This is a genomic window from Marinobacter sp. DUT-1, from assembly GCF_050379415.1.
In the GTDB taxonomy this organism is placed as follows: Bacteria; Pseudomonadota; Gammaproteobacteria; order Pseudomonadales; family Oleiphilaceae; genus Marinobacter.
Genome location: NZ_JBNRLS010000002.1, coordinates 220,643 through 234,183 on the forward strand (window position 1 = coordinate 220,643; position 13,541 = coordinate 234,183).

The window sequence follows — 13,541 nt, forward strand, 5'->3', positions numbered from 1 at the left end:
TCATGCCTCTGAATGTCTGGGTGCTGGTGGCTGCGCAGGCGCTGGCCATGTGTACGGCACCGTTCATTATCGTTATCGGCAGTATCCAGGGCCGGGCCCTGGCACCCTCTGCGGAGTGGGCCACGCTTCCAGTGGGGCTTGTGGTGGTCGGGACGGTGGTCTCGGTCAAGCTTGCCACCTGGTTGATGGAGCGCATAGGGCGCAAACCGGTCATGCTGCTGGGGGCCATAATGGGCATCCTGGCCGGGGGATTGGGCGCATTGGCTTCCTTGCAGGGATCTTTTCCGCTGCTCTGTGTGGCTGCCGTCGTGGGTGGCAGTGGCCTTGCCGTAGTGCATCAGTATCGTTTTGCCGCAATGGAGTCGGTCGGACCGGAACTTGCGGCTTCCGCTGCAGCCAGGGTGCTTCTGGGCGGGTTGGGTGCAGCCTGGTTAGGGCCTGAAATTGCCACTCTCGGAGCCGGCCCGGATGAAGCCCATCCCTTTATGGATAGCTGGCTTGGGTTGCTGGCGGTGCAGGCGGTAGCCCTGGTGACGCTTTTCGCAGGCTATCGTTCGAAAGGCGAGCTGGTCCGTGAGGACCATGTTGGCGGCGGTCGACCACTGCGTGAAATTCTGGTCAATCCCCTGGTACTGGCAGCGATCGGTGCTGCCGCCATCGGCTATGCGGTGATGAGCTTCATCATGACGGCGACACCGCTGAGTATGACCGAAATGGCCGGTCACAGTCTGGACGATGCCAAGACAGTCATCCAGCTCCACATCATGGCCATGTACCTACCGTCACTGATCAGTGGCTGGCTGACCCGGGTCGTGGGCATTCCGCTTATGATGGTTGGCGGGCTGGCGGCCTATCTCGCGTGTGTGCTGCTTGCTGCAGCCGGTATCAGCTTTCACCACTACCTATGGGCGCTTCTGTTGCTGGGCGTGGGCTGGAATTTCCTGTTCGTAGGGGGAACAGCGCTGTTACCAAGGGGCTATCAGGACTCCGAGCGTTTCCGGGTACAGGGGCTGAACGATCTCCTGGTCTTCGGTTCCCAGGCGGCCGCGTCGCTGTCCGCCGGGGCGGTTTTTGCCTGGGTCGGGTGGTCCGGTCTGGTTATGGTCGCCGTACCTTTCCTGGCACTTCAGGGCATTCTCGTTATGCTATGGCTGGCTCGTTCCAGGGCAACACAGAAGCTGCAGACAGGAGGCGCAGATGCAGATTGATTTTGATGGCATGGACCCGAAAGACGTCTATCACATCCTGACCCAGACCATCATTCCCCGGCCGGTCGCCTGGGTGCTGAGTGAAAACCCGGACGGTGATTACAACCTGGCGCCGTTCTCGTTCTTCACGCCGATTACCAGTAATCCGCCATTGCTGATGTTTTCCGTCGGCAAGAAACCTACGGATGGCTCTTTCAAGGACACCCGGGTGAATATCGAAACCAACCGGCACTTTGTGGTGCATATTGCCCACCGGGAACTGGCAGAAGCGATGACCGAAACCTCCCGGACATTGCCGCACGGAGAATCCGAGCTCAAGAACGTAGACCTGGAACTGACGGAATTTGATGGTTCTCCTCTGCCGCGCCTGAAAGACTGCCGGGTGGCACTGGCCTGTGAGCTCTATGACATCAAGGAGATCGGCGCGGCACCCCAGTCCCTGATTTTCGGTAAGATCAACGCCATCCACGTGGCTGATGAGGCCGTGACCCGGGATGACAAGGAGCGACTGCGATTCGACGGTTCCGCCATTGATCCCCTGGGGAGACTCGGCGGCAGTGAATACGTTACTTTCGGTGAGATCCTGAAGGTCCCCCGGCCGGCTTGACTCCCGCAGGAGGTCAGAATCCATGGAACAGCTCAACCTCCGGCATCTGTATTATTTCTGGGTGATCAGCCGGGAAGGCTCGATCGCCCGCGCCAGCGAGGTGCTCGATCTGGCACCGCAAACCCTGAGCGGTCAGCTGGCCACCTTCGAGTCGGCGGTCGGCGGAAGGCTTTTCCTCCGGGAACGGCGAAAGCTGGCACTGACGGATCTCGGCCGGATGATCCTCGGCTACGCTGATGACATATTCGCCCTGACCGGGGAGCTGACCGATACCCTGCAACTTGCACCCGCGGACCGGCCATTGACCCTGGCCGCGGGTATCTCCGCCTCGATCCACAAACTCATTGCCTATTACCTGTTGCAGCCGGCCATGGCGCTCAAGCGACCAGTTCAGCTGGAATGCCGGACCGGCAGAACCGAGGATCTCGTGCTGAGCCTCAAACGAAAGGAGCTGGATGTCGTACTGGCGGACCGGATGCCGGGGCTGGATGAGCACGGTCCTTTTACGGTACACCCGGTTGCGGGCTCCAGTATCAGCCTGTTCGCTGCACCGGCACTGGCTGCCAACCTGAAAGAGGGCTTTCCCGATTCCCTGAATGGCCAGCCATTGCTGGCCAATGCCACCGATGCACCGTATTTCGAGCGCCTGATGAACTGGCTGTCACTGCAGGGCGTGCGGATGAAGCTGATGGCCCGGGTCGATGACAGCGCGCTGATCAAGGTCTTCGGCCGCCAGGGTTATGGGGTGTTTGCCGCACCCACGGTGATACGACGGGAAGTCTGCCGGCAGTATGAGGTCGAGCACATCGCCAGAATTGATGAAGTGCAGGATGAACTGTTTGCCATCACGCGGGGCCGGAAGCTGGCCCATGAGGGCGTCCGGGCAATTTGCATGGACCCTGTCAATTTCAACGGGCTGAGTACGGATCTGGACAACTAATGCATCGAATATTTCGATGTTAAAAGCTCAAAAAAGATTATTTTCTCGAAGTAGTGTTCGGAGGAACATAGGAATTGTGAAGTGGCAACTCGGAGGACGCAGCCATGAAAACGATTCACAAGTTCCGCGTTGAAGCCGGTAAAGAGCCGACAACCCTTCACCTGAAAGAGGGCTACCGCGTAGTGCGCTGCGAATACATCGTCCCGCACAAGGCCGTATACCTCTGGGTGGAACAGCCGCTGAATGTAGGAACACCTACGGTCGAGCGTCAGTTCCGTTTGGCCCTTTCCGGTGAACCGGTGCCTGACCGCTTCGACTACTTGGGTACGGCACTGGATCCGTTCGGACCGGAGGCATATCACGTGTTCGCCCTGCCGGCCGGTGAAAAAGGCTTGCACTACACCCCCGCAGACGATGGTGCGAGCAACGACCTCTTCAGCAGCGTCGGTTGGCAGTCCTCAGCAATGTCATCCTGATGCGCACTCTCTTGGCCCTTCGGGGCCTTTTTTCTTTTTACGGTGCTGCCAGGGGAAGGTGGCCGGTCTTGACCCAGATAACGGTTTCCTGCTCCACGAAGGGGTGATGCTGGCTCATGTGCGGGCTGCGAATCCAGGTGCCGACCGGATAGCGCCCATGTTCATCGCAGAATTCGCCGGAGAGCACAAAGATTTCCTCGCCACCAAAGTGTCGGTGGGGCTGGAATACCTCATTGGCCGGCCACTTCACCAGTGCCACATGCTCGTGCTCGAAATCGTGCAGGGGCATCACCTGAAGCCCGCCAATCCCCGGAAGCCACTCGGCCGTGCGGGTATCCACCCGGACAGTTTCCGTGTCTCTTTCGTCAAACTGGTGCAGTTTGACCAGCAGGGTACACCCTTCCTTGCTGAAGGGAGCATGTCCGCTGCCGGGCGGGTTTCGAAGATAGGTGCCGGCCGGATAGTCGCCGGTCTCGTCGGAGAAGACGCCTTCGAGTACCAGGATTTCCTCGCCCAGCGGGTGTTCATGGCGCTTGAACGATGCTCCAGGCTCATAGCGAACCACGCTGGTTGCGTGACCCCGTTCGGCTTCTTCCCGGGCCAGTGGCTTTCGCAATACTCCGCCGGCTGGGCTGGGCACCCAGTCCATCTCTGCGGTACGGATCACGACTTTTTCACTGAAATCCATATTGAGCATGACAAACCTCTGATAACTGGAGTGCCGGGAATACGCCAGCGGATGGACGCTGGATGACCCCATCAGGCCCTTTACTTGATGAGCGTCTGGATATCCCGGAATCGCGGATGCCGGCAATCGCGCATCCACTCGAAAGCAACCATTTCCAGGGTAACAATCCGGGCTCCACTCTCGTTCAGCCGGTCCAGGGCGACATCCCGGTCAAAATCGTTTCTGGATCCGGTGGCATCCGCCACCACCCAAACCTTATAGCCCGCATCCAGGAGGCTCAGGGCAGTCTGCATCATACAGACATGCGTCTCACAGCCACCAATGACAATATGCTGCCGACCCTCCGGCAGCTGGTCGATCAGGCCATCCGGGCAGGCATCAAAATGGGTCTTGTCGAGAACCGAATCGCAGAGTTCCCGCACCGAGTCAATATTGGGGCCGAGTTTGTCCGGCAACTGTTCGGTGCCGAGCACAGGAACCCCTAGGAGCCCCGCAATCGTCGCGAGTGTCGTACACCGGTCTGCGACTTCCTCGCCGAAGCTGATCGCGGGCATCAGCTTTTCCTGGACATCGATCAGGATCAGGACTGATTGGTCTGCTTTCATCAGCATTGTTATTCTCCTTGTTCTGAGAGGGCAGTTTCGTAAGAGGAGTTCCCCATGGCGCGATGGCTGGTGATCGCGGGCCTTATTCTTGTTCTGCTTGGAGCCATACTACATTTCGCCCCGGGCCTGCTGAACTGGTTCGGCAAATTACCGGGGGATATTAACATCCGATCGGAAAACAGTCGGGTGTTTATACCGATTACCTCGATGATTATCATCAGCGTTCTGTTAACGATAGTTCTGAACCTGTTCAACCGTTAACCGGAATTCGGGCCAACGTGAAATTTTTTCGGTGATTTCCGGATAGGGTGTTGCCAAGGGCCTGAAAAACCATTACAGTTTGCGCCCTCAAATGAGCGGCAACACCGCTGATTTGAAACAGTTTATTGGAGAGGTGGCCGAGTGGCTGAAGGCGCACGCCTGGAAAGTGTGTATACGTTAATAGCGTATCGAGGGTTCGAATCCCTCCCTCTCCGCCAATACAAAACCCCGTCAGAAATGGCGGGGTTTTTTATTGGGCGTATTCCAGGTCTAAACTTGATGAGTATCACTTCTTGAGCGGTATCCAGCCTCGTGGGTTTGACAGTAGGGAATAACTATATATAAAAGAGGTATAACCTACTGTATGACAAGGAGCACTGTATGTCTCCACGCCCCTTCTGGTCACCTCTATGGGCAGGCATCGCCCTTGGGTTGGCGTTATTTCTCACCTTTGTCCTGACCGGTCACGGCTTGGGCGCCAGTGGTTTCTTTACCCGGTTTACCGCGGAAGTTGGTCAGTGGCTGGCACCGGAGCTGACGGCGGCCAACCGCTACCTGGGCGATTATGTCCGGGGTGAGCCGCTGCAGGCCTGGATCACCTGGGAGGTGCTCGGAGCGTTCATTGGGGCACTTGTCGGCGCGCTCTCCGGTCGAAGGTTCAGGCCTCAGGTGGAACGGGGACCGTCATCCGGGGTGAGTAGCCGGCTCGTGCTGGCTCTGATCGGTGGCGTCCTGACAGGGCTCGGAGCCCGATTGGCACGCGGCTGCACCAGCGGCCTCGGTCTTTCCGGTGGCGCGGCACTGGCGGTCGGGGGCTTTGTGTTCCTGATCTGCTTCTTCGCAGCGGGTTTCCTGTTCAGCTTTGTTGTAAGGAGGTACTGGCAATGATCTGGCCTCTCTATGATTCTGGCATTGCGTCCGGTTTGCTTGCCGGCTTCCTGTTCGGCTTTGTACTGGAAAATGCAGGATTTGGTAGCCCGCGGAAGCTCACCGGGCAATTCCGCCTTGAAGACTGGTCCGTGTTCAAGGTGATGTTTACCGCGGTTATTGTGGCGGCTGTACTGCTGTGGCTGTCGAAACAGTTCGGTTTGATGGGGATTGGTAGCTACTACGTACCTACCCCGTTCTACATCGCGATGGCGGTCGGCGGGTTGCTGATCGGGGCCGGATTTGCCATTGGCGGCTATTGCCCGGGCACTTCGGTGGCCGGGTTCGCCGGGGGGCGGATCGACGCCGTCGTGTTCATGGCCGGAATGGTGCTGGGCACCGCACTGTTTGCCGCCTGGTTCGGCCCGCTTGAGGAGCTCTACTTCGCCACACCCGGCCCGCAAGGGCAGACTCTGATGGATCTTACCGGTATTCCCGAATGGCTCATTATTCTCGTACTGGCGGCAATGGCCTGGGGCGGTTTCAAGCTGGGCAGCAAGCTTGAACAGAAGCTGGGCGGACCCTACCAGGCCTCTGACCTTTATCCGGCCGACAACAAACAGAACTGAAGGAGCACAGTCATGACCTGTTACCGTTTCAAACGTGCCGCATTGCCTGTGGCCATTACCATCGCCCTGGGCATGGGTGTTACCGGATGCTCCGATTCGCAGAACCCGGCAGCAACACCGGCTCAGACAAGCAGTCAGTCGGCCGCCAATCCCTGTGCGGCCGCGAATCCGTGTGCGGCCGCCAGCCAGAGTGCGGCGAACCCCTGTGCCGCCGCCAACCCTTGTGCTGCAGCCAGCCCGTCAGCGAACCCCTGTGCGGCGGCCTCCGGTTCGGGTAGTGGTGCAGCCCGGCCGATGCCTGCTGCCGTTCCCGGAACGGCCACGCAGAATCCTGATCGCGCCTTACCGTTTGCAATCGAAAACGATTGGGCCATGGTGCCCTACGGCAGCGAGATGCCTCAGGTTGTCAAAAACTACAATCGGCCGTCACCGTTTATTGCCGCCGGCGGTCACGTCGAGAAAGGTGCAATGGCAGAACTGAAGGCCCAGGGATTCAATACCGTGGTCAGTCTGCTCACCGAAGAAGAAGGGGTGGCAGAGGAAAAGGCCGAGGCACATGCCGCCGGCCTGAATTTCTATGCACTTGGCGTTTCAACCACGGCGCCAACCCAGGCTCAGGTGGAGGCGTTCGCGAAGATCGCATCCTCGCCGGCGAACTATCCCATTCTGGTTCACTGCGCCAGCAGTAACCGGGTAGGCGCCATGTGGGCGCTGTATCGGTTCCATATGGGTGTGCCAGCGGAAATTGCCATTGAGGAAGGGCGCGCTGCCGGCCTGAAAACGAGCCGGGAAGGTGCCGTCCGGGAACTCATGGGCCTTTGATGGATTTTCAGCCTGACCTCTCGGCCCTGACGGACAATGAGCTCGAAAGCCTTCTGGATTCGGCCAAGCGGGTCCGGGAGTGCTATCGCGTGCTTGAGAAAGGCGGCCTGAATATTGTCGGTGAGGTTCTGAAGGGGCAGGGAACCTTCTATGAAATGGAACATTACCCCAAGGGTGATGTCTTCGACCGGGACACGCGTAGCCAGTACTACTATCATGCCCACCGAGCTGACAACCCCGAACACGGGCATTTCCACACGTTCCTGAGACTGCCGGACGAAGAGCAGGGCGACGATTGCACCATGCACCTGATTGCCATTTCCATGGATGCCTGGGGCTATCCGATTGGTCTGTTCACCACCAATCGCTGGGTGACCGACGAGAAGTGGCATTCTGCCGACCAGGTCATCCCCCGGCTTGGCGAATTCGAGATAGACCACGCGTCCCCGAGTTGGCCGGTAAATATCTGGATAACCGATTTTGTCCGGCTTTACCGGTTTCATATTTCAGCCTTGCTGGAAGAACGTGATCGGGTCATCCAGTCCGTCGGGCGGCCGCTTGATGAGGTCCTGGAGAACCGGGACTTTGAGGTCCTCAGCAGCTGTGAGGTTGATGTCGAAGGGTGGCAGAAAACTCTGAACCAGGCCTTACGACAACCGCATCGCTGAAATGTCAGTAGCGTACCCCGAAATTCGAAAACTCCCCGTTGGCCCGCTGTTCCTCAATCTCGATATCAGTCACTTTGGCTGCAGGGGGGCCTTCCTGGCACCACTGGTGTAGTTGCCGGAGCTCTTCCGGACTGCCTTCGGCAATCACCTCGACGCGTCCGTCCGGCAGGTTCCTTGCATAGCCGGAGAGTCCCAGCCGATTGGCTTCCTTCTCGGTGGAGGCCCGGTAGTAGACTCCTTGCACCTTGCCCGAGATCAGCATTTTCCAGCGTTTCTTGTCCATAGCGGTCGCGCGACTCCGTTACATGTTAGCCTGAGACCAATCTAACGCCCCGGCCGGAAACGATTCAAGGAAGGGTAAAGCCATGTTCACCAAACATAATACCACCGGATTTTCCGACGCACTGATCTGCGAGGCGGAGGGGCTAGAGAGCCTTCGTTCAGCACTGGTGGAGTCGGGTGTCACGGATGTGCGGATTCCAGAGGTGGTGCGGGTCGATAACAGTGTGCTGGAAATCACCGGCATCGAATCCGAACCCGCCACTGCTGAAACGCTTGCCATGCTGGGAGAGGGGCTGGCGCTGATGCACCGGCTGTCCCAGGATCGCTATGGTTGGGGACGGAACAACTACATCGGACTGTCGCCACAGCCCAATCGTTGGTCGGAGTCCTGGGGTGGGTTTTTCGTCTCTGACCGCCTGGAGTATCAGGTTGGCCGGATCCGGAATCCGGAGATTCGTGGTGAATTCGAGGCGGTCCTCGAGCGCCACGGCGAGGCCCTGGCACAGTGGCTCGATCATACCTGCGAGCATCCGAGTCTTCTGCACGGGGACCTCTGGAGCGGAAATGTTCTGTTTGATCGGATCACCCCGTGGCTCATTGACCCGGCGGTTTATTGCGGCGACCGGGAAGCGGATCTCGCCATGACCGAAATGTTCGCCGGCTTCGGCGAGGCGTTCTACGAGGCCTACGACCGGATGTACGCCCGATCCCCGGATTATCCCCGCAAGCGGGACATCTACAACCTGTACCACTATCTGAACCACTACAACCTGTTTGGCGGCGGTTACCTCGGTGGTTGTCAGCGCGGTTTCGAGACGGTTCGTGCGGTCGGCTCTCAGATGATGCCGTAACTGCGTAACAGGAAGACGCCAGCGGTAACTGTAACGCTGGCCATCAGGGTGGTCAGGGCAATGATATTAGCCGCCAGGCGGTCATTGCCACCGAGCGCCTTGACCATCACGAAGCTGGCGGCGGCGGTCGGGCTGGCGAAGAACAGGAACATCAGTCCCAGTTCCGGCCCCCGGAAACCGGCCAACCAGCCGGCGGTGGTGCACACGGCCGGCAACACGATCATTTTCATGGCGCTGGAGCCGAAGGCGGTCCTGCTGTCGCTGCGAATGGAGCTCAGGGACACGGTGGCGCCGATGCACAATAGCGCCAGTGGAAGGGTCAGGGAGGCAAAATAGTCGGCGCTGGTCATTACCCAGGTTGGCAGCCTGATATTGAGCCAGGCAAAGGGAATGGCCACCAAAACGGCGATGATCAGGGGATTGCGCACGATGTCATGGAGGATCTTGCGCCAGCTGGCGGACTGACCGGGCTGGTAGGCGATCAGCACCACCACCGACAGCGCGTTATAGGAGATGATCACGAGACCGAGCAGGATACCGCCGGCAGATAACCCGAAATCACCATACAGGTTGGCCGCCAGCGCCAGGCCGACAATCCCGCAGTTGCCGCGGAAAGCCCCTTGCACGTACACCCCGCGATCCTCTTTGCGCACCCGCCAGGTCGCCCAGAGCCAGGTCAGCCCGAACCCGCCAAGGGTGGCCAGCAGGTAGAACAGCAGCAGTTCCGGGTTCAGGGCGGTGCTCAGGTCAGCGCGGATGATGCTCAGGAATACCAGAGTTGGCAATGTTGCCTTGAAAACCAGGGCAGAGGCGGTATTGATGAACGGGGCGTCGATCCAGCCGATCCGTCGCAGCCCGAGCCCGATAAAGACCATGGCAAATACCGGCAAGGTGGTTTCCAGTGTCTGGAGAAAGATGTCGATCAGGTTCATCGCGGGGCCATGGGCAAATAGTGCAGGGGGAAATCGTGGCGGCAGTGTATAATTTCCTTGAGGTTTTCCCAAGGAATTCACCAACCAGATGCCCGGACCCAACGGTTTTCAGCGGAGTTCTCTCAGGATCCAGCCCTGCGGCTGCCTGTTGGTATTGAGCAGAACGCTGGACCGTATAGTCCAGTGCAGCGCCAATGCCGAGTATTTCCTGCAGGTTCCGGCCGAAACCCTGCTTGACCAGTCCCCGGAGGGAGTTTTCGGTGCCCGTGTGCTGGCCCGCATTCGCCGCGAACTGGCTGAAGACGATGTGCTCAGCGGGCCGGTTTCCATTCGCAAGGAGAGCAACGGTCGGCAGGTCCGCCTTCAGGTGAATGCCTTTCGTTCCGGGGCCTGGGTGGTCGTCGAAATTGAGCCGCTGACGGGACTGGGAACCAGGCGGATGACCGGAACGGTCAACCGCTGGCTGGGCAAGCTTGCCAACGCCCGTAATCCCGATGATCTGATGAATATCCTGGTGGAAGGCGTTCGCGACCTGGTGCGGTTTGATCGGGTGGTGGTGGCGCATTTCGATGAGCAGGGTCATGGTGTCTTTCTCGCCGAGAGTAAAGGCAAAGGGGTTTCGCCGTTGCGGGGTCAGCGTTTTTCCGCCGCCGCTTATCCTCCGGCGCAACGTTCGAAAATGACCCGGCACCAGGTGCGGAGCATTCCGGACGTCGAGGCCGGCCTGGTACCGGTACTGGTTTCCGGCGGGTTGACCCGAAAACAGTTGGCGGACGTCGATGCCAGCGGGACGGTACTCCGGGCTCCGTCCCGAAGGCAGACCGCGTACCTGAATTATTTCAAGGCCCAGGCGTTGCTTTCCATCGCGATTGTCGGCCCCTCAGGCCTCTGGGGCCTCGTTACCTGTATCTCGCAAAAGCCGGTCCCCCTTGCTCCCACCCTGAGAGATGCAGCGCGAACCCTGGTGCTGATGGCCACACAGCGACTGTTCCTGTTGAAATCCCGAATGGAGGCCCAGTTTCTTCAGCGTGTTCACAAGTCCAGGGACTTTCTGGCATCGGATATAAGGCTTGGGTTGTCACCGGCCAGGATGCTGGAGAAATATGCCCCCGACTGGCTGGCATTGTTCCGTGCCAGTGGCATGGCGTACGCCAACAGCACTGATATTGCCGCGCTCGGGGAGGTTCCGTGTGCTGCTTCGCTGGAACAACTGGTTGCCAGGCTGAACACGGAACAGGGTCGGTCGCCCTGGGTGTCCTCCAAGCTGAGAGAGGAGCCACTGGCCACGGGGCTGGAGCTCGGTGCGGCCTGTGGCCTGCTGGCGGTTCCGCTACCGGGCGAGCGGGTTACGAGCTGGTTCATGATCTTCCGGGGCGAACATGGTCGGGGCGTATATTGGGAGGGCCGTCCGGAGGTGGATATCCTGACCAGTGCCCCTGGTGAGGAAGAAACGTTCCGCAAGGCTTTTGGTTCCTGGCTGGAATCCATGGAAGGCAACAGTGAAGCCTGGAAACGGGTGGAGCGTCTCGCGGCGGTGGACCTGGCAGAGGATATGGCACTGCTGGCATCGATCAGTGAAATTACCCGGCTGAACGAACTGCTCAAGGCCGAGCAGACGGCCCTGGCACAGGCCAACGCGCAACTCAGTCATGCCGCCAGTCATGACTCCCTGACCGGACTCTGGAACCGCTACCGGACCGAATATGAACTGGATCGGGAACTGGCGAAAGCGCGGCGCCATGGATTGCCGTTTTCAGTGTTGCTGCTGGATGTCGATCATTTCAAGAACATCAATGATTCCTGGGGTCACGCGGCCGGTGACGAGGTGCTGCGGGAAGTTGTCCGGAAAGTAACCGTTGTGCTGCGCCAGGAGGATCATCTCGGGCGCTGGGGTGGTGAGGAGTTTGTTATTCTGGCGACAGGTGCCGGGCGCGGCGATGGCGTGGCCTTGGCCGAACGGGTTCGAGAGGCAGTGGCCGAGGTGACAGTGCCCGGAGTGGAAGCCGAAATTACCGCAAGTATCGGTGTAGCCACCTGGCGCCCGGAGGACAAGCGCAAGTCCATTATCCAGCGGGCAGACAGGGCCATGTATGCTGCCAAGAATGATGGTCGGAACCGGGTGGAGACCGACGAGGGTCTGTAACAGACCCTCGTCATTGGTTCGTGTTGTTCGCCGTTGATGTTGAGCGTAACCATGGAGCCCTCTGTCAGTTGGATTAAGGGCTTTCCTTCACTGTAGCTGTGCTCAAGTGAAAGGCAAAAAGCTCAGAATCCCGGGAGAAAGCCGGTTTGTTGGATGACCATATACGCGGCAGTACCGGCAGCAATGGAAAGCAGGGCATTACGCCGCCAGAGATGGATGGCCACCACCAGCAACCCGGGAAGTACTGCGTCCAGGCCCGGTAGTGCGGCGTTCCAGTTAGCGGAACGGGTGAGGAACACCGTCGCCAACAAGGCCATGACCGCTGCCGGAAGGTAGCGCCCGAGGTGTTTGATCAGTGGGTGTTCGGTGTGGCGTTCAAAGAACACGAACGGAATCACCCGGGTTGCAAAGGTGGCAATGGCCGCTACAGCAACGAAGGAAAGCAGGTAGGACATGTCAGCCATGATTTGTGCCCTCGGTTGCGCCGGTGTCTCTCAGGCGGCGGTAGTGCACCAGCAGCACGACAGTCACGACGACAATAGCGCCGATCAGCTGGTGTGACGGGGACAGCAGCAGCATGGCGATACCGGCCGCGGCGGCACCGGTCCAGATCGGGAAGCCGTCTTTCAGGGCCTTGTATTGCTCGATAGTGAGCACGATAAACAGGGCGACCAGGGCGAATTCTATGCCGGTGCTGTCGAAGGCCACGTTGTCGCCCAGCAGGGCGCCGATGGCACAACCGATCACCCAGTAACACTGGTTGAACCCGGTAATGCGGAAATCCAGCTCCTGTTCATGGTGGCGGTCGGGGCTGCGGGGGCGGCTGGTGAGCAGGGAGTAGGTTTCGTCGGTCAGCCCGAAAATCAGGTAGGCCTTGCGCCAGCCCGCACCCCGGAATTGGCCCAGCAGCGACAGTCCGTAGAACAGGTGCCGGGCATTCAGCACGAACATGGCCACAAAGACCTCGACCATGCCTGCGCCGACGGCCAGCAGACTGACCGCCAGAATCTGGCCGGCACCGGCATAGATGAGCACGCCCATCAGCGGCGCTGCCCACCAGGGATAATCCAGCTGGGTGGAGAACAACACGCCGAAGGCCATTCCAAGCGGAATGTAACCGAACAGGATCGGCAGGGTAAGGCGAAAGACAGACTGGTTCATTAGCATCCAAACCGTTGAAAGCGACGCATGATAGTGAATCATGTCAGCATTTTGAAGCTAACCTGTTGTTACAGGGGCTTCTACCCGGAGCGTTTAATCCTTACCATACCCATACTCACAGGAGAGATAATGACCGACGAAGCAGCCCTGCAACCAGAGCCGGACCCGCGCGAGGAAAAATTCGTGGTGGATACGGAGTTACTCAGCGAGGACCAGCTTCAGGGACTGGTTGAGGAGTACTGCACCCGGTACCATGGCCTCAATGACACCGAGAACCCTTTCGCCGAGAGGGAGGGGGTCATGGCAGCCGTCCGGCGGGGCGAGCTGGTGGTCTGGTTCGATCCGGTAGAAAATACTGCCGGACTGGGCGTCCCTGAGTAGGGTAGAATCCCGCTGTATTT

At 59.2% G+C, this 13,541-nt stretch carries 18 protein-coding genes and 1 tRNA gene; 13 read left to right on the forward strand and 6 right to left on the reverse strand.

Annotated features, from left to right (window positions below; translation table 11 throughout):
* Positions 1-2: 2 nt before the first annotated feature.
* The 4 genes from ACQUTG_RS06585 to ACQUTG_RS06600 all read left to right on the forward strand — a co-directional run bounded on the left by ACQUTG_RS06585 (position 3) and on the right by ACQUTG_RS06600 (position 3,231).
* Positions 3-1,208, forward strand: coding sequence for an MFS transporter (locus ACQUTG_RS06585; protein WP_428918647.1), 1,206 nt, complete (start codon positions 3-5; stop codon positions 1,206-1,208).
* On the forward strand, positions 1,198-1,815 hold the full coding sequence (locus tag ACQUTG_RS06590; RefSeq protein ID WP_428918648.1) for a flavin reductase family protein: 618 nt from the start codon (positions 1,198-1,200) through the stop codon (positions 1,813-1,815). Before ACQUTG_RS06585 ends, ACQUTG_RS06590 begins: the two co-directional genes overlap by 11 nt.
* Before the next feature lie 22 nt (positions 1,816-1,837).
* Positions 1,838-2,755 (forward strand): LysR family transcriptional regulator, encoded by a 918-nt coding sequence (locus ACQUTG_RS06595; RefSeq protein WP_428918649.1) that lies wholly within the window; start codon positions 1,838-1,840, stop codon positions 2,753-2,755.
* A 104-nt stretch (positions 2,756-2,859) separates the two neighbouring features.
* The gene (locus ACQUTG_RS06600) at positions 2,860-3,231 is read left to right on the forward strand and encodes a DUF7352 domain-containing protein (RefSeq protein ID WP_428918650.1); all 372 of its coding nucleotides are present in this window, start codon (positions 2,860-2,862) and stop codon (positions 3,229-3,231) included.
* Between the two features lie 37 nt (positions 3,232-3,268).
* Here ACQUTG_RS06600 and ACQUTG_RS06605 read toward each other — a convergent pair whose 3' ends face one another.
* Together ACQUTG_RS06605 and ACQUTG_RS06610 are read right to left on the reverse strand one after the other, a co-directional pair.
* Entirely contained in the window at positions 3,269-3,928 is a 660-nt protein-coding gene (locus ACQUTG_RS06605) for a cupin domain-containing protein (protein ID WP_428919248.1), read from the reverse strand.
* Between the two features lie 71 nt (positions 3,929-3,999).
* Positions 4,000-4,530: an isochorismatase family protein gene (locus ACQUTG_RS06610; RefSeq protein WP_428918651.1), complete on the reverse strand. Its 531-nt coding sequence runs from the start codon at positions 4,528-4,530 to the stop codon at positions 4,000-4,002.
* A gap of 48 nt (positions 4,531-4,578) precedes the next feature.
* On the opposite strand from ACQUTG_RS06610, the gene ACQUTG_RS06615 reads away from it, so the two are divergent.
* The 6 genes from ACQUTG_RS06615 to ACQUTG_RS06640 all read left to right on the forward strand — a co-directional run bounded on the left by ACQUTG_RS06615 (position 4,579) and on the right by ACQUTG_RS06640 (position 7,771).
* On the forward strand, positions 4,579-4,785 hold the full coding sequence (locus tag ACQUTG_RS06615; RefSeq protein ID WP_410330022.1) for a DUF2905 domain-containing protein: 207 nt from the start codon (positions 4,579-4,581) through the stop codon (positions 4,783-4,785).
* Positions 4,786-4,912: 127 nt separating this feature from the next.
* A tRNA-Ser gene (locus ACQUTG_RS06620) sits at positions 4,913-5,003 on the forward strand.
* Positions 5,004-5,166: 163 nt separating this feature from the next.
* Entirely contained in the window at positions 5,167-5,673 is a 507-nt protein-coding gene (locus tag ACQUTG_RS06625; protein WP_428918652.1) for a YeeE/YedE thiosulfate transporter family protein, read from the forward strand.
* A complete protein-coding gene (locus ACQUTG_RS06630; RefSeq protein WP_428918653.1) occupies positions 5,670-6,281 on the forward strand; it encodes a DUF6691 family protein in 612 nt (203 codons plus the stop codon). The genes ACQUTG_RS06625 and ACQUTG_RS06630 overlap by 4 nt, the downstream gene beginning before the upstream one ends.
* 12 nt (positions 6,282-6,293) lie before the next feature.
* Positions 6,294-7,103: a fused DSP-PTPase phosphatase/NAD kinase-like protein gene (locus ACQUTG_RS06635; RefSeq protein ID WP_428918654.1), complete on the forward strand. Its 810-nt coding sequence runs from the start codon at positions 6,294-6,296 to the stop codon at positions 7,101-7,103.
* Entirely contained in the window at positions 7,103-7,771 is a 669-nt protein-coding gene (locus ACQUTG_RS06640; RefSeq protein WP_428918655.1) for a DUF6969 family protein, read from the forward strand. Before ACQUTG_RS06635 ends, ACQUTG_RS06640 begins: the two co-directional genes overlap by 1 nt.
* A gap of 4 nt (positions 7,772-7,775) precedes the next feature.
* On the opposite strand, the gene ACQUTG_RS06645 is transcribed toward ACQUTG_RS06640, so the two are convergent.
* Positions 7,776-8,054, reverse strand: a complete 279-nt coding sequence (locus ACQUTG_RS06645) for an acylphosphatase (RefSeq protein ID WP_428918656.1) — start codon at positions 8,052-8,054, stop codon at positions 7,776-7,778.
* An 82-nt stretch (positions 8,055-8,136) separates the two neighbouring features.
* Here ACQUTG_RS06645 and ACQUTG_RS06650 point away from each other — a divergent pair, with 82 nt between their 5' ends.
* The gene (locus ACQUTG_RS06650; protein ID WP_428918657.1) at positions 8,137-8,904 is read left to right on the forward strand and encodes a fructosamine kinase family protein; all 768 of its coding nucleotides are present in this window, start codon (positions 8,137-8,139) and stop codon (positions 8,902-8,904) included.
* Here the strand turns inward: ACQUTG_RS06650 and ACQUTG_RS06655 are convergent.
* Entirely contained in the window at positions 8,889-9,836 is a 948-nt protein-coding gene (locus tag ACQUTG_RS06655; protein ID WP_428918658.1) for an AEC family transporter, read from the reverse strand. The genes ACQUTG_RS06650 and ACQUTG_RS06655 overlap by 16 nt on opposite strands.
* Before the next feature lie 88 nt (positions 9,837-9,924).
* On the opposite strand from ACQUTG_RS06655, the gene ACQUTG_RS06660 reads away from it, so the two are divergent.
* Positions 9,925-11,979: a diguanylate cyclase gene (locus ACQUTG_RS06660; RefSeq protein WP_428918659.1), complete on the forward strand. Its 2,055-nt coding sequence runs from the start codon at positions 9,925-9,927 to the stop codon at positions 11,977-11,979.
* 122 nt (positions 11,980-12,101) lie between these two features.
* Here the strand turns inward: ACQUTG_RS06660 and ACQUTG_RS06665 are convergent, their stop codons facing one another.
* On the reverse strand, positions 12,102-12,443 hold the full coding sequence (locus ACQUTG_RS06665; protein ID WP_428918660.1) for a branched-chain amino acid transporter permease: 342 nt from the start codon (positions 12,441-12,443) through the stop codon (positions 12,102-12,104).
* Entirely contained in the window at positions 12,436-13,140 is a 705-nt protein-coding gene (locus tag ACQUTG_RS06670) for an AzlC family ABC transporter permease (protein WP_428918661.1), read from the reverse strand. Before ACQUTG_RS06670 ends, ACQUTG_RS06665 begins: the two co-directional genes overlap by 8 nt.
* A 129-nt stretch (positions 13,141-13,269) precedes the next feature.
* On the opposite strand from ACQUTG_RS06670, the gene ACQUTG_RS06675 reads away from it, so the two are divergent.
* Positions 13,270-13,521 (forward strand): hypothetical protein, encoded by a 252-nt coding sequence (locus tag ACQUTG_RS06675; protein WP_428918662.1) that lies wholly within the window; start codon positions 13,270-13,272, stop codon positions 13,519-13,521.
* The last annotated feature ends 20 nt before the right edge of the window (positions 13,522-13,541 follow it).

Coding starts and splice junctions, on each gene's coding strand:
- ACQUTG_RS06585 (WP_428918647.1), top strand. CDS start 3: ATGCCTCTGAATGTCTGGGTGCTGGTGGCTGCGCAGGCGCTGGCCATG.
- ACQUTG_RS06590 (WP_428918648.1), top strand. CDS start 1,198: ATGCAGATTGATTTTGATGGCATGGACCCGAAAGACGTCTATCACATC.
- ACQUTG_RS06595 (WP_428918649.1), top strand. CDS start 1,838: ATGGAACAGCTCAACCTCCGGCATCTGTATTATTTCTGGGTGATCAGC.
- ACQUTG_RS06600 (WP_428918650.1), top strand. CDS start 2,860: ATGAAAACGATTCACAAGTTCCGCGTTGAAGCCGGTAAAGAGCCGACA.
- ACQUTG_RS06605 (WP_428919248.1), bottom strand. CDS start 3,928: ATGCTCAATATGGATTTCAGTGAAAAAGTCGTGATCCGTACCGCAGAG.
- ACQUTG_RS06610 (WP_428918651.1), bottom strand. CDS start 4,530: ATGCTGATGAAAGCAGACCAATCAGTCCTGATCCTGATCGATGTCCAG.
- ACQUTG_RS06615 (WP_410330022.1), top strand. CDS start 4,579: ATGGCGCGATGGCTGGTGATCGCGGGCCTTATTCTTGTTCTGCTTGGA.
- ACQUTG_RS06625 (WP_428918652.1), top strand. CDS start 5,167: ATGTCTCCACGCCCCTTCTGGTCACCTCTATGGGCAGGCATCGCCCTT.
- ACQUTG_RS06630 (WP_428918653.1), top strand. CDS start 5,670: ATGATCTGGCCTCTCTATGATTCTGGCATTGCGTCCGGTTTGCTTGCC.
- ACQUTG_RS06635 (WP_428918654.1), top strand. CDS start 6,294: ATGACCTGTTACCGTTTCAAACGTGCCGCATTGCCTGTGGCCATTACC.
- ACQUTG_RS06640 (WP_428918655.1), top strand. CDS start 7,103: ATGGATTTTCAGCCTGACCTCTCGGCCCTGACGGACAATGAGCTCGAA.
- ACQUTG_RS06645 (WP_428918656.1), bottom strand. CDS start 8,054: ATGGACAAGAAACGCTGGAAAATGCTGATCTCGGGCAAGGTGCAAGGA.
- ACQUTG_RS06650 (WP_428918657.1), top strand. CDS start 8,137: ATGTTCACCAAACATAATACCACCGGATTTTCCGACGCACTGATCTGC.
- ACQUTG_RS06655 (WP_428918658.1), bottom strand. CDS start 9,836: ATGAACCTGATCGACATCTTTCTCCAGACACTGGAAACCACCTTGCCG.
- ACQUTG_RS06660 (WP_428918659.1), top strand. CDS start 9,925: ATGCCCGGACCCAACGGTTTTCAGCGGAGTTCTCTCAGGATCCAGCCC.
- ACQUTG_RS06665 (WP_428918660.1), bottom strand. CDS start 12,443: ATGGCTGACATGTCCTACCTGCTTTCCTTCGTTGCTGTAGCGGCCATT.
- ACQUTG_RS06670 (WP_428918661.1), bottom strand. CDS start 13,140: ATGAACCAGTCTGTCTTTCGCCTTACCCTGCCGATCCTGTTCGGTTAC.
- ACQUTG_RS06675 (WP_428918662.1), top strand. CDS start 13,270: ATGACCGACGAAGCAGCCCTGCAACCAGAGCCGGACCCGCGCGAGGAA.